17 protein-coding genes are annotated in these 18,915 nt (G+C 67.7%); 13 read left to right on the plus strand and 4 right to left on the minus strand.

Features of this window, described 5'->3' with window-relative positions; translation table 11 throughout:
- Nucleotides 1–41: 41 nt before the first annotated feature.
- From ACGFNK_RS30815 to ACGFNK_RS30825, 3 genes are all read left to right on the plus strand, one after another.
- Complete coding sequence (locus ACGFNK_RS30815) at nucleotides 42–737, plus strand: HAD family hydrolase (protein ID WP_393421122.1); 696 nt, start codon at nucleotides 42–44, stop codon at nucleotides 735–737.
- A gap of 471 nt (nucleotides 738–1,208) precedes the next feature.
- Entirely contained in the window at nucleotides 1,209–2,813 is a 1,605-nt protein-coding gene (locus tag ACGFNK_RS30820) for an ABC transporter substrate-binding protein (RefSeq protein ID WP_393421124.1), read from the plus strand.
- A 108-nt stretch (nucleotides 2,814–2,921) separates the two neighbouring features.
- A complete protein-coding gene (locus tag ACGFNK_RS30825) occupies nucleotides 2,922–4,505 on the plus strand; it encodes an ABC transporter substrate-binding protein (protein ID WP_393421126.1) in 1,584 nt (527 codons plus the stop codon).
- Between the two features lie 88 nt (nucleotides 4,506–4,593).
- Here ACGFNK_RS30825 and ACGFNK_RS30830 read toward each other — a convergent pair whose 3' ends face one another.
- Both ACGFNK_RS30830 and ACGFNK_RS30835 read right to left on the minus strand, forming a co-directional pair.
- Complete coding sequence (locus ACGFNK_RS30830; protein ID WP_016639462.1) at nucleotides 4,594–5,265, minus strand: response regulator transcription factor; 672 nt, start codon at nucleotides 5,263–5,265, stop codon at nucleotides 4,594–4,596.
- Nucleotides 5,266–5,279: 14 nt separating this feature from the next.
- Nucleotides 5,280–6,287: a RecB family exonuclease gene (locus tag ACGFNK_RS30835; RefSeq protein ID WP_393421128.1), complete on the minus strand. Its 1,008-nt coding sequence runs from the start codon at nucleotides 6,285–6,287 to the stop codon at nucleotides 5,280–5,282.
- Between the two features lie 184 nt (nucleotides 6,288–6,471).
- Between ACGFNK_RS30835 and ACGFNK_RS30840 the strand changes: the two genes are divergently transcribed.
- The 3 genes from ACGFNK_RS30840 (at nucleotide 6,472) to ACGFNK_RS30850 (ending at nucleotide 9,810) form a co-directional block, all read left to right on the plus strand.
- Nucleotides 6,472–8,031: a site-2 protease family protein gene (locus ACGFNK_RS30840; RefSeq protein WP_393421130.1), complete on the plus strand. Its 1,560-nt coding sequence runs from the start codon at nucleotides 6,472–6,474 to the stop codon at nucleotides 8,029–8,031.
- Between the two features lie 57 nt (nucleotides 8,032–8,088).
- The gene (locus ACGFNK_RS30845) at nucleotides 8,089–8,991 is read left to right on the plus strand and encodes a tRNA (adenine-N1)-methyltransferase (RefSeq protein WP_386344467.1); all 903 of its coding nucleotides are present in this window, start codon (nucleotides 8,089–8,091) and stop codon (nucleotides 8,989–8,991) included.
- A gap of 243 nt (nucleotides 8,992–9,234) precedes the next feature.
- Nucleotides 9,235–9,810, plus strand: coding sequence for a hypothetical protein (locus ACGFNK_RS30850; protein ID WP_393421132.1), 576 nt, complete (start codon nucleotides 9,235–9,237; stop codon nucleotides 9,808–9,810).
- A 57-nt stretch (nucleotides 9,811–9,867) separates the two neighbouring features.
- On the opposite strand, the gene ACGFNK_RS30855 is transcribed toward ACGFNK_RS30850, so the two are convergent.
- Nucleotides 9,868–10,173: a ferredoxin gene (locus tag ACGFNK_RS30855; protein ID WP_386344471.1), complete on the minus strand. Its 306-nt coding sequence runs from the start codon at nucleotides 10,171–10,173 to the stop codon at nucleotides 9,868–9,870.
- Between the two features lie 254 nt (nucleotides 10,174–10,427).
- On the opposite strand from ACGFNK_RS30855, the gene arc reads away from it, so the two are divergent.
- The 6 genes from arc (at nucleotide 10,428) to prcA (ending at nucleotide 16,462) form a co-directional block, all read left to right on the plus strand.
- Complete coding sequence (arc, locus tag ACGFNK_RS30860; protein WP_344393485.1) at nucleotides 10,428–12,194, plus strand: proteasome ATPase; 1,767 nt, start codon at nucleotides 10,428–10,430, stop codon at nucleotides 12,192–12,194.
- A 234-nt stretch (nucleotides 12,195–12,428) separates the two neighbouring features.
- Nucleotides 12,429–13,940, plus strand: a complete 1,512-nt coding sequence (gene dop / locus ACGFNK_RS30865; RefSeq protein WP_393421135.1) for a depupylase/deamidase Dop — start codon at nucleotides 12,429–12,431, stop codon at nucleotides 13,938–13,940.
- 166 nt (nucleotides 13,941–14,106) lie between these two features.
- On the plus strand, nucleotides 14,107–14,325 hold the full coding sequence (locus tag ACGFNK_RS30870; protein ID WP_033323361.1) for a ubiquitin-like protein Pup: 219 nt from the start codon (nucleotides 14,107–14,109) through the stop codon (nucleotides 14,323–14,325).
- 304 nt (nucleotides 14,326–14,629) lie between these two features.
- Nucleotides 14,630–14,806: an endonuclease domain-containing protein gene (locus tag ACGFNK_RS30875; protein WP_386344617.1), complete on the plus strand. Its 177-nt coding sequence runs from the start codon at nucleotides 14,630–14,632 to the stop codon at nucleotides 14,804–14,806.
- On the plus strand, nucleotides 14,758–15,603 hold the full coding sequence (gene prcB, locus ACGFNK_RS30880) for a proteasome subunit beta (RefSeq protein ID WP_386344476.1): 846 nt from the start codon (nucleotides 14,758–14,760) through the stop codon (nucleotides 15,601–15,603). Before ACGFNK_RS30875 ends, prcB begins: the two co-directional genes overlap by 49 nt.
- Nucleotides 15,604–15,682: 79 nt before the next feature.
- Nucleotides 15,683–16,462 (plus strand): proteasome subunit alpha, encoded by a 780-nt coding sequence (prcA, locus tag ACGFNK_RS30885; RefSeq protein ID WP_393421137.1) that lies wholly within the window; start codon nucleotides 15,683–15,685, stop codon nucleotides 16,460–16,462.
- Nucleotides 16,463–16,527: 65 nt separating this feature from the next.
- Here prcA and ACGFNK_RS30890 read toward each other — a convergent pair whose 3' ends face one another.
- The gene (locus tag ACGFNK_RS30890; RefSeq protein WP_393421139.1) at nucleotides 16,528–17,544 is read right to left on the minus strand and encodes a LacI family DNA-binding transcriptional regulator; all 1,017 of its coding nucleotides are present in this window, start codon (nucleotides 17,542–17,544) and stop codon (nucleotides 16,528–16,530) included.
- A gap of 108 nt (nucleotides 17,545–17,652) precedes the next feature.
- Here ACGFNK_RS30890 and ACGFNK_RS30895 point away from each other — a divergent pair, with 108 nt between their 5' ends.
- Nucleotides 17,653–18,912, plus strand: coding sequence for an MFS transporter (locus ACGFNK_RS30895; protein WP_393421141.1), 1,260 nt, complete (start codon nucleotides 17,653–17,655; stop codon nucleotides 18,910–18,912).
- The last annotated feature ends 3 nt before the right edge of the window (nucleotides 18,913–18,915 follow it).

Consider the following 18,915-nt stretch of genomic DNA (forward strand, 5'->3'; position numbering starts at 1 on the left):
CAAGGAGCCGGCCTTCTCGTCCCTCTCGGAGGTGTGCCCGGATGACCAGTACGGTTCCCGCACTCGGTACCCGTACGGCCGAAGGCTCCGCCTTGCAGGCCGTGCTCCTCGACATGGACGGAACCCTGGTGGACACCGAGGGCTTCTGGTGGGACGCCGAGGTCGAGGTGTTCGCGCGCCTCGGCCACAGGCTCGACGACTCCTGGCGTCATGTCGTGGTCGGCGGTCCCATGACCCGCAGCGCGGGTTTCCTCATCGAGGCCACCGGAGCCGACATCACCCTCGCCGAGCTCACGGTGCTGCTGAACGACGGGTTCGAGGACCGTATCGGCCGCGCCCTGCCGCTGATGCCGGGCGCCGCGAGGCTGCTCGCCGAACTGGCCGCGCACGAGATCCCCACGGCTCTGGTCTCCGCCTCGCACCGTCGCATCATCGACCGCGTACTGACCTCGCTCGGCGCGGGAAACTTCGGGCTGACCGTCGCGGGGGACGAGGTCGAGCGCACCAAGCCGCACCCCGACCCGTATCTGCTCGCGGCAGGCGGCCTCGGCGCGGACCCGGCCAGGTGCGTGGTCATCGAGGACACCGCGACGGGGATCGCGTCCGCCGAGGCCGCGGGCTGCCATGTGGTGGTCGTACCCTCCGTGGCACCGATCACCCCGGCCGCCCGGCGCACCGTCGTGCCCTCGCTGGAAGAGGTCGACCTGTCCTTCCTGCGCGGTCTGCTGACGGTCTGAGGACTGCTTGTGGACTGCTCGCGGACGGGAATGTGACGGGCTCTCACCTTGGGTGAAAGTTGAATGCGGGATAAAACCACAATCAACTACGTGTGCAGGCCATCTGAGTAATTCAATCTTCGCCAAAATGGCTGAATCGCTGCGCCGCTCAACCCAGTTGATCCTGTGATGTTCACCACCCGCTAACAGGTCGACATGGGGCCGGCGATATGCCGTAAGCCTCTTACCGGCAGTACGGGACGTGACCTTGTGTCCTGTTTGATGGAGGCGTGCGCGAATCTTCCGGTCTCGGGTTTTCAGTGCGTCCACGCCCGGTTTCGCAGCGTGATGGGGAGTCAACTCCGGTAACGGTGAGATGTCCTGGTGGTGCGGACTAATCTCATGGCGAGAACCTCGCCGTAACACCCGTGACCCGCCTGCAACACCCCGGCCTGCCGGTTCACGGATCGAAAGCTCTGGAGAACGTCGAGCATGAACCGTAAGACCTTGGTGCTGCCGGCCGTGATCGGCCTGCTCGCCCCGGTCCTCGCCGCATGTGGCGGGTCCGGCAACGGGGGCGGTAGCGACGACGCCATCGTCGTGGGCACCACCGACCGGTTCGCCGCCTCGAAGGAGGCCCCCGCGCCACTGGACCCGGCCTACGCGTACGACGTCGGCACCTGGAACGTGCTGAGGCAGACCCTCCAGACGCTGATGACCCTGCCCGATGGCGGCGGCGACCCCCAGCCCGAGGCCGCCCAGCGCTGTGGCTTCAGCGACTCCGGCAACGAGCGGTACGCGTGCACCCTGCGCGAAGGTCTCAAGTTCGCGAACGGCCAGCCCATCACCGCGGACGATGTGAAGTTCTCCGTCGAACGCGCGCTGCGGATCCAGGCCGACAGCGGAGTCTTCGCCCTTCTGTCGAACATCGACACCATCGAGACCAAGGGCGACCGCGAGGTGATCTTCCACCTCAAGACCTCCGACGCCACATTCCCGTTCAAGCTGTCGACGCCGGTCGCGGGCATCGTCAACCCCGACGACTACGACGAGAACAAGCTGCGCGACGGCTTCGCGGTGGACGGCTCCGGCCCGTACACCCTCAAGGCCGAGGTCAAGAACGACGAACTCGTGAACGCCGTCTTCACCAAGAACCCCGACTACAAGGGGCACTTGAAGGTGAAGAACGAAAAGGTCGAGCTGCGCTCCTTCGACAGCGCCGACGCCATGGGTACCGCGCTCGACAAGGGCGACATCAGCGTCATGACCCGCACCATGACGCCCGCGCAGATCAGGAAGCTCCAGAACGCCAAGTCCACGAGCATCGACCTGATCGAGCAACCCGGCCTGGAAATCCGCTACCTGGGCTTCAACACCAACGACCCGTCGGTGAAGTCCAAGGCCGTCCGCCAGGCGATGGCGCAGGTCATCAACCGCGGTGAACTCGTCTCCGATGTGTACGGCACCGGCGCCGAACCGCTGTACTCCATGGTGCCGACCACCGTCACCGGCCATGCCAACTCGTTCTTCAACAAGTACGGCGAGCCCGACACCGCCAAGGCCAAGGTCCTGCTGTCCGAGGCGAACGTCACCACGCCGGTGAAGCTGACCCTGCACTACACGGACGACCACTACGGGCCCGCCACCAAAGAGGAGTTCGAGCTGCTGAAGAAGCAGCTGAACGACAGCGGACTGTTCGAGGTCGCCGTCAAGGGCGAGACGTGGGCGACGTACCAGCCGAACGAGCGGAGGGGCAAGTACGAGGTCTACGGCATGGGCTGGTTCCCGGACTTCCCCGACGCCGACAACTACCTCGCGCCGTTCCTCGACAAGAACAACACCATCGGCTCGCCCTACGCGAACCCCGAGATCCGTAACGCCCTGATCCCGGAGTCCCGTCGGCAGGCCGACCGGCTCACCGCGTCGCGGAGCATCGAGGAGATCCAGAACATCGTCGCCGAGGACGTCCCCATGCTCCCCCTGTGGCAGGGCAAGCAGTACATCGCCGCCCGGAACGATGTCACCGGCGCCGAACGGACCCTCAACTCCACCTCCTCGCTTCAGCTTTGGGAGCTGGGCCGCGGCGCCGGCAGCTGACCCACCGCGCCGTCAGCAGCCCGCCCCGCGCGACGAAAGCGGCTGACCGGACTTCTCTCGATCTCGCAAACCCTGGGATTTCTCAGACCGACGACAAGGCACACGTACGTGAACATGCGCACCACATGGCCGGTTCTGTCCATAGCGACAGCGCTGACCGGCACTCTGCTGACAGGCTGCGGCTCCCAGTCGGGTGACTCCGGCGGCACCGGCTCGTCCGTCGTCATCGGGATGACCGACGAGGTCCTGGCCACCGACCCCGCCTCGGGCTACGACCCGGGTTCCTGGCTGTTGTTCAACAACGTCTTCCAGTCCCTGCTGAGCTTCCCCAAGGGCGGCACGGAACCGGAGCCGGAAGCCGCGAAGTCGTGCTCCTTCACGGACGGGGACACCAGGGTCTACGAGTGCACCCTGCGCGACGGTCTGAAGTTCAGCAACGGTGATGAACTCACCTCCGAGGACGTCAAGTTCTCCTTCGACCGCATGATGAAGATCAACGACGCCGACGGCCCCGCGATCATGTTCCCCATGCTCGACAAGGTCGAGACGCCGGACGAGAAGACGGTCGTCTTCCAGCTGAAGGTCCCCGACGCCACCTTCCCCAGCAAGATCGCCTCCGGCGCCGGCTCGATCGTGAACCACCAGGAGTACGACGCGGACGGGCTGCGCGAGGACGGCGAGGCCGTCGGCTCGGGCCCGTACCAACTCGACTCCTTCAGCGAGGACGAGGCCGTGTTCTCGGTCAACGAGAACTACGAAGGCAACGCCGACGTGCAGAACTCCGGCGTGACCCTCAAGTTCTTCCATGGCGACCGCTCCCGCCTGCGCAAGGCCCTCACCGACACCAAGGTCGACGTCGCCTACCGCGGGCTCGCGGCCCAGGACGTCGCGGACATCGAGACCGACACGTCCACCAGCCAGGGCATCGACGTCATCGAGGGCTCCAGCGCAGAGGTGCAGCACCTGGTCTTCAACACCCAGGACCCGGTCGCGGGCAAGCTGAGCGTCCGCAAGGCGATCGCCCACCTCCTCGACCGTGAGGCCCTCGTCGAGGAGGTCTACGACTCCACGGCGACACCGCTGTACTCGATCATCCCGGCCGGCATCACCGGCCACAACACGGCCTTCTTCGACACCTACGGCGCCCGCCCCTCGCGCACCAAGGCCGAGGACGAGCTGCGCGCCGACGGCATCACCGAGAAAGTGAAGCTGACCCTCTGGTCGACGCCGACCCGCTACGGCCCGTCGACGGACCAGGAGTTCGAGGCGATCGCCGAGCAGCTCAACGCCAGCGGCCTGTTCGACGCGAGCGTGAAATCGGTCGCCTACGACCAGTACGAGAAGGACATCGAGGCCGGCAAGTACGGCGTGTACGTGAAGGGCTGGGTGCCGGACTACCCCGACCCGGACAACTTCACGGCCCCGTTCTTCGGCGAGGGCAACGTGCTCGGCAACGGCTACACGAACTCCACGGTCACCGGGCAGCTCATCCCCGAGACCGCCGCCCTGAGCGACCGCTCCTCGACCGCGCAGCAGTACGGGAAGCTCCAGGACATCGTCGCCGAGGAGGTCCCGGTCCTCCCGATCTGGCAGGCCAAGCAGTACGCGGTCGTCCGCGACAACGTGTACGGCCTGGAGTACTGCCTCGACGCGTCGACCGTGTTCCGGTTCTGGGAGATCAGCAAGGACTGACGGTCTGCCGGTTGTGCGCATACGGCGATGGCCGCCCCCTGTTCTTCGGAAAGGGGGCGGCCATCGCCGTATACGGGTGCGCGGTCGGTCACTGCGCGCCGGGGCGCACCAGTCCGCTCTCGTACGCGTACACCGCCGCCTGTACGCGGTCACGCAGGCCCAGCTTGGTGAGGACGTGGCCCACGTGTGTCTTGACCGTGGTCTCGCTGACGAAGAGGTCCGCGGCGATCTCCGCGTTCGACAAGCCGCGGGCCACCAGCTTCAGCACCTCGACCTCCCGCTCGGTCAGCGTGTGCAGGGTGTCCGGCACCGGCTCGTCACCCGAGGGCAGATGCCCCGCGTACTTGTCGAGCAGCCGGCGTGTGATGCTCGGCGCGAGCATCGCCTCGCCCGCGGCGACCACGCGGATCGCCTGCACCAGCTCGTTGGCCGGGGCGTCCTTGAGCAGGAAGCCGCTGGCGCCCGCACGCAGTGCTTCCACCACGTACTCGTCGAGGTCGAAGGTGGTCAGCACCAGGACCTTCGCGGGCCCGTCCCGGCCGGGGCCGGTGATCTGCCGGGTCGCCTCGACACCGTCCATCCGCGGCATACGGATGTCCATCAGAACCACATCGGGCTGCAGGGCACGTACCTGGTCGAGTGCCTGGAGGCCGTCTCCGGCCTCGCCGACGACCGCGATGTCCTGCTCCGCCTCCAGGATCATCCGGAAGCCGGTTCGCAGCAGCGGCTGGTCGTCGACCAGTAGGACACGGATGGCCACGTAAGTCTCCTTCGCTAGTCCGGCCCCATTCTGCCCTGTTGGGCTCCGCCCGGGTCGGGCGCCCTGACCGGCAGCGGCTGCGTCTCGTGGGGGGCGGCCCCCGGACCCCCGGCCGAGTCCGGGTCCGGTGCCCTGACGGGGAGCGGATACGGCGGGGGAGTGCCGCCGAATTCCGGGCATACCGCCTGGTGGTCGCACCAGCCGCACAGTTTGGTGGGCCGCGGTCGCCAGTCGCCGGTCTCCGTGGCCAGCCGGATCGCGTCCCACAGTGCGTGCAGCTTGCGCTCGACCCGCTCCAGGTCGGCGACCAGCGGGTCGTACGTCAGGACGTCACCGCTGCCGAGATAGACGAGCTGGAGGCGGCGCGGGACGACCTTCTTCAGGCGCCAGACCACCAGGGCGTAGAACTTCATCTGGAACAGCGCGCCCTCGGCGTACTCCGGTCTTGGCGCCTTGCCCGTCTTGTAGTCGACGATCCGCACCTCGCCCGTCGGCGCCACATCGACCCGGTCGATGATGCCGCGCAACTTCAGGCCCGAGTCGAGCTGGGCCTCCACGAACAGCTCGCGCTCGGCGGGTTCGAGGCGGGTCGGGTCCTCCAGCGTGAACCAGCGCTCGACAAGCTGCTCGGCCTCGGCGAGCCAGCGCGCCAGCCGCTCGCCCGCCGCCTGCTCGTCGGCGTCGGTGAACAGCTCGGCCAGCTCCGGCTTCGCCGTACGCAGCCGGTCCCACTGACCTGGGATCAGCGACTTCGCGCGCGGCACCGTGCGCTCGGTGGCCGGGGCGTCGAAGAGCCGCTCCAGGACCGAGTGAACCAGCGTGCCGCGCGTGGCCGCCTCGCTCGGCTTCTCGGGCAGCTTGTCGATCACCCGGAACCGGTACAGCAGCGGACACTGCATGAAGTCACCCGCACGCGAGGGCGACAACGAGGCCGGGGGCACGGCCACAGCGGCCGTGGACGAGGTGCCGGAGCCCGTGCCGCTGTCCGGTCGCGCGACACCGTCGTCGGTACTGGTTTCCATGACGACAGACCTTACGGCCCGCCACTGACAACGCCACACACAGTGACCTGCAGGATGGGCACAACGGGCGGGAAACAGTGGGGGTGCCGGGGCGAAACACACCGCGACGGCCGCATACCATCGACGGCAGAACCTCTCGCCCTGCATGATCGTGAGCGGGAGACGCGTCGAACGAGGGGACATCGTGGACGAGAGCGGCGGGAGCGGGCAGCCGCGATCCGGAACGGACGGAGCGACCGAGCACCCCGCGGTGCCGGACGCAACCACCGCACACCCGCGCCCCGATGGGGACTCGGCCAACGACGACAGCCGCCCGGACTCCACCGACACCACCGCCCCCAACAACCCGACGGACACGATGGCTTGGGAGAAGCAGCCCTCATCCACCCGCCGCTCCGGCAGGACGGGGGACGCCGCAGGCCCCTCGGCTGCGGGCGCCCCGGCCGGAGAGCGGGACGGCTCGATGGAGTCGGCTGTGGCCCGCCGGGGTGGCGAGGGCACGGACGGTTCCGGCCCCGGCGGTGGTGGCCCGGACACGCGGCCCCCTGCGGGAAGCGGCGGCTCCGGACCCCAGCCGCCACCGCGCCGCAAGGGGCCCGGTGGCGGGCTGCTCATGGGCCGCCCGTTCGGGGTGCCCGTGTACGTCGCGCCCAGCTGGTTCCTCGTCGCGGCACTCATCACCTGGGTCTTCGGCGGCCAGCTCGAGCGCGTACTGCCCGAACTCGGCGGCGCCCGCTACCTCGTGTCCCTCTTCTTCGCGGTCGCCTTCTACGCCTCCGTACTCGTCCACGAACTGGCCCACACGGTGGCCGCCCTGCGCTTCAAACTGCCGGTGCGCCGCATCCAGCTGCAGTTCTTCGGCGGCGTCTCCGAGATCGAGAAGGAGTCCGAGACTCCGGGCCGCGAGTTCATCCTCGCCTTCGTCGGCCCCTTGCTCTCCCTCGTCCTCGCCGGCCTCTTCTACCTCGCCCTGCTGACCGTCGAGCCGGGCACCGTGCCCGGCGTACTGCTGGCCGGCCTGATGATCTCCAACCTGATCGTCGCCGCGTTCAACCTGCTCCCCGGCCTGCCCCTCGACGGCGGCCGTATGCTCCGCGCCGTCGTCTGGAAGATCACCGGCAAGCCGATGAGCGGCACCATCGCCGCCGCCTGGGTCGGCCGCGCACTCGCGATCTCCGTACTGATCGGACTGCCCCTGCTCACCCAGTCCGGCGCGCTCGGCGCCGAAGCCGAGGACATCGGCGGCATGGACACCGTCATGGACGCCCTGCTCGCCGCGATCCTCGCCGCGATCATCTGGACCGGCGCCGGAAACAGTCTCCGCATGGCCCGTCTCAGGGAACACCTTCCGGAGCTGCGCGCCCGCTCCCTTACCCGCCGCGCCGTCCCCGTAGAGACCGACACCCCGCTCTCCGAAGCGCTGCGCCGCGCCAACGACGCCGGTGCCCGCGCCCTGGTCGTGGTCGACGCCCACGGGGAACCCCTCTCCCTCGTCCGCGAGGCCGCCATCGTCGGCGTACCGGAGCACCGCCGCCCCTGGGTCGCCGTCAGCGGCCTCGCCCAGGACCTCACCGACGGCATGCGGATCTCCGCCGAACTCGCGGGCGAGGAACTCCTCGACGTCCTGCGGGCCACCCCCGCCACCGAGTACCTGGTGGTGGAGGAGTCCGGCGAGATCTACGGTGTCCTGTCCGCGGCCGACGTCGAGCGCGCTTTCGTGAAGGCCATGGCCAGGCCCAGCTGAACTCAGGCGCACGCGCGCGTGGTCTGCGGCCCGCGCCCAGGCCGGTAGGCTGGTCACATGTCCGAACCGACCGGTGCCGCCCGCCGACGCGGGCCCTTCAAGGTCGGGGACCAGGTCCAGCTCACTGACCCCAAGGGACGCCACTACACGTTCACGCTCGAAGCCGGGAAGAACTTCCACACCCACAAGGGGTCCTTCCCGCACGACGAGCTGATCGGCGCCCCCGAGGGCAGCGTTGTCCGCACCACGGGGAACGTCGCCTATCTCGCGCTGCGCCCCCTGCTCCCCGACTACGTCCTGTCCATGCCCCGCGGCGCCGCCGTGGTCTACCCCAAGGACGCGGGGCAGATCCTGTCCTTCGCCGACATCTTCCCCGGCGCCCGCGTCGTGGAGGCCGGCGTCGGCTCCGGCTCGCTCAGCAGCTTCCTGCTGCGCGCCATCGGCGACCACGGCATGCTGCACAGCTACGAGCGCCGCGCCGACTTCGCCGAGATCGCCCAAGCCAACGTGGAGCGCTACTTCGGCGGTCCGCACCCCGCCTGGCAGCTCACCGTCGGCGACCTCCAGGACAACCTGTCGGACACCGACGTCGACCGTGTGATCCTCGACATGCTCGCCCCCTGGGAGTGCCTGGAAGCCGTCTCCAAGGCACTCGTCCCCGGCGGCATCCTGTGCAGCTACGTCGCGACCACCACCCAGCTTGCCCGGACCGTCGAGTCCATCCGCGAGATCGGCTGCTTCAACGAGCCGACCGCCTGGGAGACGATGATCCGCAACTGGCACATCGAGGGCCTCGCCGTCCGCCCCGACCACCGCATGATCGGGCACACCGGCTTCTTGCTCACCGCCCGCCGCCTCGCCGACGGCGTCGAACCTCCCATGCGCCGCCGCCGTCCCGCCAAGGGCGCATACGGCGAGGACTACGCCGGTCCGAACGCTGACGGAGGCACCGGCCGCTGAGGCGGCCCCGTGCCGTATACAACGCGCAAGTGCCGTGGGGGGGGGGGGGGGGCCCCCCCCCCCCCCGCCCCCCCCCCCCGGGGGGCGGCCCCCCCCCCCCCCCCCCCCCCCCCCCCCCCCCCCCGCCACTTTTCTGTTGACACCGTGCCAGAACCGCCGACCCCGCCGTTCCCCCTCGCTGTGACGTATGGCACCATGCTGGCCACCCCCACCGGCACAGCCCTCACAGGAGACACATCTCTCGTGCAGCAATCCGCCGTCCCGGAACTGGCACACACGCATGCCCGCCCGATCCACTGGGTCGCGACAGCCACCGCCCTGGCCGGAGTCGTCGCGGCCTCCGCATTCCTCCAGCCCGACGCGGCCACCGCCGCCCAGCCCGGCCGCGGCGCCCAGTCCGCCCCCGCCGCCACGGCGCCCCCCGATCCCACCGGCGTCGACTTCCCCGTGGAGTGCGGCCCCACCAAGGTCATCGTGCAGAAGAAGGCCTCCGGAGACCTCGACGGCGACGGCCGCCCCGAAACAGTCGCCGTGGTCCGCTGCGATGCGATCGCGGGCGCCCCGCCCAACGGCGTTTACGTACTCACCCAAGCCGCCGACGCCACCGAACCCCGCATCGTCGCCACCCTCGTCGACCCGAAAGACCGCCTAACCGTCAAGGACTTCGCCGTAGGTGACGCCTCCGTCACCGCCACCCTGCTCGGCTACTCCTCGTCCGACGTCCCGCGTTGCTGCCCGGACGTGGACGAACGCGCCAAGTGGCAGTGGAAAAACGGCACATTCGTCCGCTCCGTCCCCGCCGGCGCCCAGAGCGTGTGACCAAACAGACATACCGGAACGGCCCGGAACGCAAAGTGACTTGACGTGACCGTCGAACTACTCCGCGTCCGGGCCGTACACCTCGGCCTTGTCCGAAACCCGACGCACGTGGATGCACTCGCCCGGACACTCCTTCGCGGAGTCGGCAACATCACGCAGAAGCGTCAGGGGGACGGGTGTTGAAGCCCCCGGGGCCTGCAACAACTCCTCGTCGGAGCCCTTCACATAGGCCAGTCCGTCGATGTCCAGCTCAAAGACCTCGGGTGCATACTGGGCGCAGATGCCGTCGCCGGTGCAGAGGTCCTGATCGATCCACACCTCCAGGTCCTCGCCGCCGACGCCGGCCTCTTGCTGAACGCTCATGACTCCTGCCGATCCTGTGCCGAGCGAACCGGAATAAAACGCAAGTCGGCCCAGCTCTGACGGGTGTTGAACACTTAGACCCTACCTGTGCCCGCTTTCCCATCCCGTTCAGTGGGTATTTCCCTGGCGTGAGGGAGAGCGCAAGGGTGAAGATCGGACACACCCCGACCGTCTTTGTGATCTAGGGGTTTCAATCGACACCCACCCAGGTAGGGTCTGGAAGCGTCCAGCTCCCCTTGGAGGAGGTGAGGACCGTGGCAGCCCACGACGACGACATGAACCGCGGCATCCGCCCGGGACGAGGGTCCGAGGACCCGGCCGGGCAGATCGCCTATCTTGAGCAGGAGATCGCCGTCCTGCGACGCAAGCTCGCCGACTCTCCGCGACACACGAGAATTCTCGAAGAGCGGATCGTCGAGCTGCAGACCAATCTGGCCGGCGTGTCCGCGCAGAACGAGCGGCTCGCCAACACCCTCCGAGAGGCCCGCGACCAGATCGTGGCTCTCAAGGAGGAAGTCGACCGGCTCGCACAGCCGCCGGCCGGCTTCGGTGTCTTCCTCATGGCGAACGAGGACGGCACGGCCGACATCTTCACCGGGGGCCGCAAGCTCCGGGTGAACGTCAGCCCCAGCGTCGAGCTCGAAGAGCTCCGGCGCGGCCAGGAAGTGATGCTCAACGAAGCGCTCAATGTGGTCGAGGCCATGGAGTACGAGCGAGTCGGGGACATCGTCACCCTCAAGGAAATCCTCGAGGACGGCGAGCGCGCCCTGGTACTCGGGCACACCGACGAGGAGCGGGTGGTACGGCTCGCCGAGCCGCTGCTGGACGTCACCATCCGTGCCGGCGACGCCCTCCTGCTCGAACCCCGATCCGGCTACGTCTACGAGGTCGTACCCAAGAGCGAGGTCGAAGAACTCGTCCTCGAAGAGGTCCCCGACATCGGCTACGACCAGATCGGCGGTCTCGGCGGCCAGATCGAGGCGATCCGCGACGCGGTCGAGCTCCCGTACCTCTACCCCGACCTCTTCAAGGAGCATGAACTGCGGCCGCCCAAGGGCGTGCTGCTGTACGGGCCTCCCGGATGCGGTAAGACACTCATCGCCAAGGCCGTGGCCAACTCACTGGCCAAGAAGGTCGCCGAAGTGACCGGCCAGGCCGCCGGCAAGAGCTTCTTCCTCAACATCAAGGGCCCCGAGCTCCTCAACAAGTACGTCGGAGAGACCGAGCGGCAGATCCGCCTCGTCTTCCAGCGTGCCCGTGAAAAGGCCAGCGAGGGCACACCCGTCATCGTCTTCTTCGACGAGATGGAATCCCTCTTCCGCACCCGCGGCTCCGGCGTCAGCTCGGACGTGGAAAACACGATCGTCCCGCAGCTGCTCGCCGAGATCGACGGCGTGGAAGGCCTGCAGAACGTGGTCGTGATCGGCGCCTCCAACCGCGAGGACATGATCGACCCCGCCATCCTGCGCCCCGGACGCCTCGATGTGAAGATCAAGATCGAGCGCCCCGACGCCGAGGCGGCGAAGGACATCTTCGGGAAGTACCTCACCGAGCGGCTACCGCTGCACGCCGACGACCTCGGCGAGCACAGCGGCAGCAAGGCGACCACGGTCCAGAGCATGATCCAGACGGCCGTCGAGCACATGTACGCCGAGACCGAAGAGAACCGCTTCCTCGAGGTCACCTACGCCAACGGCGACAAGGAAGTTCTCTACTTCAAGGACTTCAACTCCGGCGCCATGATCGAAAACATCGTCGGCCGCGCCAAGAAGATGGCCATCAAGGACTTCCTGGAACACAACCAGAAGGGCCTCAGGGTCTCCCATCTGCTCCAGGCCTGCGTGGACGAGTTCAAGGAGAACGAAGACCTGCCCAACACCACAAACCCGGACGACTGGGCCCGCATCTCCGGAAAGAAGGGCGAACGGATCGTCTACATCCGCACCCTCATCACCGGAAAGCAGGGCGCAGACACCGGACGCTCCATCGACACGGTGGCGAACACCGGTCAGTACCTGTAAAAGACAGGGCGACTGCGGGTGCCCTCAACGGGTACCCGCAGTCGACTGTTTTCCAGGGCACCACCGGAGCAGAGCAATGACGCAAATGATCTCCCCACCAGCGCAAAGGCGTTCTAGGCTCTTCCATACCGCCGAGTTGCGCAGTGCGGGGACGGGCACCGCACACGCACCGGAGAACCAGCGGTACTTGAGCGGCGCCCCCGACCGAGGGTGCCGCCGGGCAAGGAGGGCCGCATGACCGTACGGCGAGTAATGGGCATCGAGACGGAGTACGGAATCTCCGTCCCCGGCCACCCCAACGCCAATGCCATGCTCACCTCGTCCCAGATCGTCAACGCCTACGCGGCGGCGATGCACCGGGCGCGCCGCGCCCGGTGGGACTTTGAGGAGGAAAATCCGCTGCGGGACGCCCGAGGCTTCGACCTCGCCCGCGAGGCCGCCGACGCCAGCCAGCTCACCGACGAGGACATTGGTCTCGCCAATGTCATCCTCACCAACGGGGCACGGCTCTACGTCGACCACGCACACCCCGAATACAGCTCACCAGAGGTAACCAACCCGCGGGACGCCGTCCTGTGGGACAAGGCCGGCGAACGCATCATGGCCGAGGCCGCCGAACGCGCGGCCCAGCTCCCCGGCGCCCAGCCGATCCACCTCTACAAAAACAACACCGACAACAAAGGCGCTTCCTACGGCACCCACGAGAACTACCTGATGAAGCGGGAAACCCCCTTCTCAGACATCGTGCGCCACCTCACCCCCTTCTTCGTCTCGCGCCAGGTCATCACCGGCGCAGGCCGCGTAGGCATCGGCCAGGACGGCCACGAACACGGCTTCCAGCTCAGCCAGCGCGCCGACTACTTCGAAGTCGAGGTGGGCCTCGAGACGACTCTGAAGCGCCCCATCATCAACACGCGTGACGAGCCGCACGCGGACGCCGAGAAGTACCGCCGCCTGCACGTGATCATCGGGGACGCGAACCTCTCGGAGATCTCCACGTACCTGAAACTGGGTACGACGGCACTCGTCCTGTCCATGATCGAGGACGGCTTCATCGCCGTCGACCTGGCCGTCGACCAGCCCGTACGCACCCTCCACCAGGTCTCGCACGACCCCTCGCTGCAGCGCCTGATCACCCTCCGCAGCGGCCGGACGCTCACCGCAGTACAACTCCAGATGGAGTACTTCGAACTCGCACGCAAATATGTCGAGGAGCGGTACGGCGCCGACGCGGACGCACAGACCAAGGACGTACTCACCCGTTGGGAAGACGTCCTCGGCCGCCTCGAAAGCGATCCCATGAGCCTCGCCGGCGAACTGGACTGGGTCGCCAAGCGAGAGCTCATGGAAGGCTACCGACGCCGCGACAACCTCGAATGGGACGCTGCACGACTCCACCTCGTCGACCTCCAGTACGCCGACGTACGCCCCGAGAAGGGCCTCTACAACCGCCTGGCGGCACGCGGCAAGATGAAGCGCCTTCTGGACGACACAGACGTGGAACGGGCCCGCACCAAGCCGCCTGAGGACACCCGCGCCTACTTCCGAGGACGCTGCCTCGAGCAGTACGCCGACGACGTCGCGGCCGCCTCCTGGGACTCGGTGATCTTCGACCTCCCCGGCCGCGACTCACTCCAACGCGTACCAACCCTCGAGCCGCTTCGCGGAACGCGTAATCACGTCAAGGAACTCCTTGACCGCTGCCGCACAGCAGAAGACCTGGTCAAGGTCCTCTCCGGCGGCTGAATGAGCCCAGCCGGACCCACCAGCAGCAGGTCACAGGCAGGGTGGAAAACAGCGGCGTCCGGGAATCATGAAGGTGGTGCCCGGACGTTGTAGCAACTGCGGGGCCGATGTCGGACCCTGCTTGTAGGGTCTGATCAAGAACGTCGAACCGAGCGGGGTGAGGGTTATGGCGACCAAGGACACCGGCGGCGGACAGCAGAAGGCGACGCGGTCCACCGAAGAGGTCGAGGAGACTGCGCAGGACGCGCAGGCATCGGAAGACCTCAAGGAACGCCAGGAGAAGCTGAGCGACGACGTGGACTCCGTCCTGGACGAGATTGACGATGTCCTCGAGGAGAACGCCGAGGACTTCGTTCGGTCATTTGTTCAAAAGGGTGGGGAATAGGGGTTAATGTCCGATTCTCTCGGGCGGGAGAGGTGCTCTCGCTGTCAGAGGGGCCAGTCACGGGACGCCTGCGCGTAACAAGGCGTCTCGTGACGGGCTCCAGACGTACTGCAGAGAGTGCTGGGCGGAGAGTCGGCCAAGGCATCAGCGCGCACGTGGGAAGAACGTCCGACACCTGGTAAGGCGACCCAGGGGCGAGGGTCCACCTGAAGCGCCAGTACGGCACGACCGACGCCCAGCGCGCCGAGATGATCGCCTCCCGGACGGGCTCTGCGTGATCAATCCAAAGGCTCCGGTCATTCATGTGGATCACCGCCACGAGACGGGTAGGGTCCGAGGCGTACTGTGCTTCAGCTGCAACGCTGCACTGGGGCAGTTCAAGGATCGGCCCGACGTGATATGGCGGGCTGCGACATACGTGGAAGGAAACGCGTGGAAGCCAACACTCGTAGCACCGGGCGTCTACCGGCTGCCTTCCTGACGCCCGGGTCGTCGTCCTTCATGGACTTCCTGTCCGATCACCAGCCTGAAATCCTGCCGGGGAACCGGCAGTTGCCTCCCGTTCAGGGCGTGATCGAGGCGCCGCACGGCACCACCATCGTGGCCACGACCTTCCCCGGCGGCGTCGTACTCGCCGGTGACCGGCGGGCCACCATGGGCAATGTCATCGCGCAGCGGGACATCGAGAAGGTGTTCCCGGCTGATGAGTACTCGGCGGTGGGGATCGCCGGCACGGCGGGTCTGGCTGTCGAGATGGTGAAGCTCTTCCAGCTGGAGCTGGAGCACTTCGAGAAGGTCGAGGGTGCGCAGCTCTCCTTGGAGGGCAAGGCGAACCGTCTGTCGACGATGATCCGGTCGAACCTCGGCATGGCCATGCAGGGTCTCGCCGTGGTGCCGATCTTCGCGGGGTTTGACGTGGACCGCGGGAAGGGGCGCATCTTCTCGTACGACGTCACGGGTGGTCGTTCCGAGGAGCATGGTTTTGCGGCGACGGGTTCGGGTTCGATCTTCGCGCGCGGTGCCATGAAGAAGCTGTACAGCGAGGATCTGACCGAGGAGCAGGCGACGACGCTTGTCGTGCAGGCCTTGTATGACGCGGCCGACGACGACTCGGCGACCGGTGGCCCTGATGTTGCCCGCCGGATCTATCCGCTCGTCACCGTGATCACCGAGGACGGGTTCCGCCGTCTTACCGACGAGGAGTCCTCCGAGATCGCCCGCTTGATCCTGGAGCGGCGCCTGGAGCAGCCCGACGGCCCGCGTGCGGCGTTGCTCTGACTGCTGCGGCCCTCCAGAAGGCCAAGGCCCCTGTTTTTCAGGTGATCCAGTGACTTCCACAGAAAGGGACGGATAGCCGGTGTCGACGCCGTTCTATGTCTCACCCCAGCAGCAGATGGCCGACCGGGCTGAGTATGCCCGCAAGGGCATCGCCCGTGGTCGCAGTCTGGTTGTGCTGCAGTTTGCCGACGGCATTGTCTTCGTCGGCGAGAACCCGTCCCGTGCGCTGCACAAGTTCAGCGAGATCTATGACCGGATCGGCTTTGCGGCCGCCGGCAAGTACAACGAGTACGAGAATCTCCGCATCGGTGGTGTCCGCTACGCCGACCTGCGGGGTTATACCTACGACCGTGACGATGTGACCGCTCGCGGTCTTGCCAATGTGTATGCCCAGACGCTCGGCACGATCTTCTCCAGTGGGGCGGAGAAGCCGTATGAGGTGGAGTTGGTGGTCGCGGAGGTCGGGGTGACGCCCGACGGTGACCAGCTCTACCGGCTGCCGCACGATGGATCGATCGTGGACGAGCACGGCTCGGTCGCGGTGGGTGGTAACGCCGAGCAGATCAGCAGCTATCTCGATCAGCGTCACCGGGACGGCATGACGCTGGCCGAGGCGCTGAAGCTGGCCGTTCAGGCCCTGTCCCGGGATACCGACGGCAGCGAGCGGGAGATTCCCGCGGAGCGCCTTGAGGTGGCGGTTCTGGACCGTACACGTCCGCAGAAGCGCAAATTCAAGCGCATTGTGGGCGGCCAGTTGTCCCGTCTGCTGGAGGCAGGCAGTTCGGACAGGGCTGCGGACACCGCCGAGTCCGATGGTTCTGACGATGCCGATGGGTCGGATGCGTCCGAGGAGAAGTAAGCCCGCCAGTCATCACCCGATGCGCCCCGGTCCCGCCTTGCAGCGGGGCCGGGGCGCATCGGCGTTCAGGACGGGCGTGGTGGCGCTGTGGAGCCCCGTACGACCAGTTCGACGGGGATGTTGCCTTCCGGTGGTGCTGCACCCTCCAGAACCGCGAGGAGGGCTGTCATGCCGCGTTCGCCGAAGAGTTCGGCGTCGAGGTGGACGGTGGTGAGTTCGGGTTCGATCGCTGTGGCGAGGGCCAGGTCGTCGAAGCCGGTCACCGACAGGTCTTCGGGGATGCGCAGCCCGAGGCGGCGGGCGGCCTTGTAGGCGCCGACGGCGAGTTTGTCGTCGTCGCAGATGAGGGCGGTGGGCCGGGGGCCCGGGCCGTGCAGGGCGTTCTCGGCCGCGGCCAGTGCGCCCTCGATGGTGATCGGGGCCTTTGCCGTGCGTACCTCGGTGTCGGCTGTCTGTGCCACGCGGGTGGCGAGTTCCCGGGCGCGTACGTGGAAGGTCCAGGAGTCGATGTCGGCGGCCAGGTGCAGGAACCGGCGGTGGCCCAGTGCCAGCAGGTGTTCGGTGATCTGGCGCATGCCGTCTGTGATGTCGAGGTTGACGGTCGCGGCGCCGAGGCTGCCCGCCGGGTCGCTGTCCAGCATGACGAGGGGGAGGTCGTCGCCGCGGATTTCCGTGAGGGCTTCGGAGGCCATGGAGGAGGCGATGACGCCGTCCAGGGCGGCTCGTGCGGAGGCGAACGGGTCCGGGGCTGGGCCGATGCCTTCGGGTGAGGGGTACAGGACGACGCCGAAGCCGTGTTTCGCGGCGATGCGGGCGGCTCCTTCGTAGACGGCGGCGAAGAACTCGTTGGTGAGTGCGGGCACCACCAGGAGGGCCGTGCGTGCCTGGCCGAGCCGTAGGTTGCGGGCGGCGAGGTTGGGCCGGTAGCCGAGGTCCTGCGCCGCCTGGCGTACGCGCGCGGCTGTTGCCTCGGAGACCCGTCCGCGCCACTTGTCGCCCAGTACGAGGGAGACGGCGGCCTGGGAGACTCCGGCGGCCCGGGCGACGTCGCGGCTCGTGGGGCGCGTGCTTCCTCGTGCCACCGTCGACCTGCTCTTTCTGCTGGACTCGCGGACTGGGCACATGGTACGTATGACCGCGGGAGTTATACGTACAACTTGAGCTGCCACGGGCTACGAGAAGGGCGGGACATGGCCGCGCGCTACCTGGAGATCCTCAGAACGAGACATGCAGCCCGGCTGCTGGTCGGCACTCTTGTGGGGCGGCTGCCGAACGCCGTGGCCGCGATAGCCGTCCTGCTGTTCGTCCGCGCCGAGGGCGGCAGCTACAGCCTCGCCGGCGCGCTGGCCGCGGCGTACGGGGTGTCGAATGCCGTGGGGCAGCCGTTGCTCGGACGCCTTGTGGACCTCCACGGGCAGCCGCGTGTCCAGCTGCCCGCCGCGCTGGTCTCCGCCCTCGGCATGACGGTGTTCGCCTTCACGGGCATCGGGGCGCTTCCGCTGGCGTACGTCCTGATGGTCGTCGCCGGGTTCTTCACGCCGCCTCTGGAGGGCGGTCTGCGGGCGCTGTGGCCCGCGGTTCTGCGTAGGGAGGACCAGGTGCACACGGCGTATGCGATGGATGCCGTGGCGCAGGAAGTCATGTTCACCGTGGGGCCATTGCTCATCACGCTGTGCGTGTCGCTGTGGTCGGCGCAGGCAGCGCTCCTCGTGCTGAATGTCATAGGGGTGCTGGGGGCGCTCTCCGTGGTGGTGTCGCAGCCTTCGCGCGCGTGGCGTTCGGCGCCGCGTGAGGCGCACTGGCTCGGTGCCTTGCGATCGGCCGGTCTGCTCGTCCTGCTCGGCGCGTTCCTTTTCGTGGGGATCGCGCTGGGCTCGATCAACGTCGCGGCGATGTCGTACGCGGATGACAACGGCGGCGACGTGACGTACGGCTGGCTGATGGCCGCCATCGGGCTCGGCGCGCTCGTCGGGGGCACCGTGTACGGCGCGCGGCAGTGGAGTGGTGCACCGGGGCGGCGGCTGCGTGTGCTTGTCGCGCTTCTGGCGGTGTTCTACGTACCGCTGACGCTGACGCCGGGCGCGGTCGCCATGACGGCGCTGATCGCGCTCTCGGGGTTGTTTCTCGCGCCCTGTATCGCCTGTGCCTTCGTTCTGGTCGACCGGCACGCGCCGAAGGGCACCGTCACCGAGGCGTTCTCCTGGCTTGTGACGACGTTCACGGTGGGGATGTCGGTCGGGACGGGTCTCGCGGGGCCGGTCGTCGAGTGGGGCGGAGCGGTGTGGGGTTTCGCACTGCCGGGTGTCGCGGGAGCCGTGGCGCTGCTGGTTCTGCTGGCCACGGGGCGGGTCCTCGCAGCTGCGGGCAGCGGTGGGGTGGTTGAAGTCGCATCGGAAAATGATCGAAACGGTGCAGGCGAACCTCGTTTCAGCGCAGGGCATCAGGCGTAATGT

This window comes from Streptomyces sp. NPDC048825, from assembly GCF_043198355.1.
In the GTDB taxonomy this organism is placed as follows: domain Bacteria; phylum Actinomycetota; class Actinomycetes; order Streptomycetales; family Streptomycetaceae; genus Streptomyces; species Streptomyces xiangluensis.

Coding starts and splice junctions, on each gene's coding strand:
- ACGFNK_RS30815 (WP_393421122.1), top strand. CDS start 42: ATGACCAGTACGGTTCCCGCACTCGGTACCCGTACGGCCGAAGGCTCC.
- ACGFNK_RS30895 (WP_393421141.1), top strand. CDS start 17,653: ATGGCCGCGCGCTACCTGGAGATCCTCAGAACGAGACATGCAGCCCGG.
- ACGFNK_RS30845 (WP_386344467.1), top strand. CDS start 8,089: ATGTCCGAACCGACCGGTGCCGCCCGCCGACGCGGGCCCTTCAAGGTC.
- ACGFNK_RS30820 (WP_393421124.1), top strand. CDS start 1,209: ATGAACCGTAAGACCTTGGTGCTGCCGGCCGTGATCGGCCTGCTCGCC.
- ACGFNK_RS30870 (WP_033323361.1), top strand. CDS start 14,107: ATGGCGACCAAGGACACCGGCGGCGGACAGCAGAAGGCGACGCGGTCC.
- ACGFNK_RS30835 (WP_393421128.1), bottom strand. CDS start 6,287: ATGGAAACCAGTACCGACGACGGTGTCGCGCGACCGGACAGCGGCACG.
- dop (WP_393421135.1), top strand. CDS start 12,429: ATGACCGTACGGCGAGTAATGGGCATCGAGACGGAGTACGGAATCTCC.
- ACGFNK_RS30855 (WP_386344471.1), bottom strand. CDS start 10,173: ATGAGCGTTCAGCAAGAGGCCGGCGTCGGCGGCGAGGACCTGGAGGTG.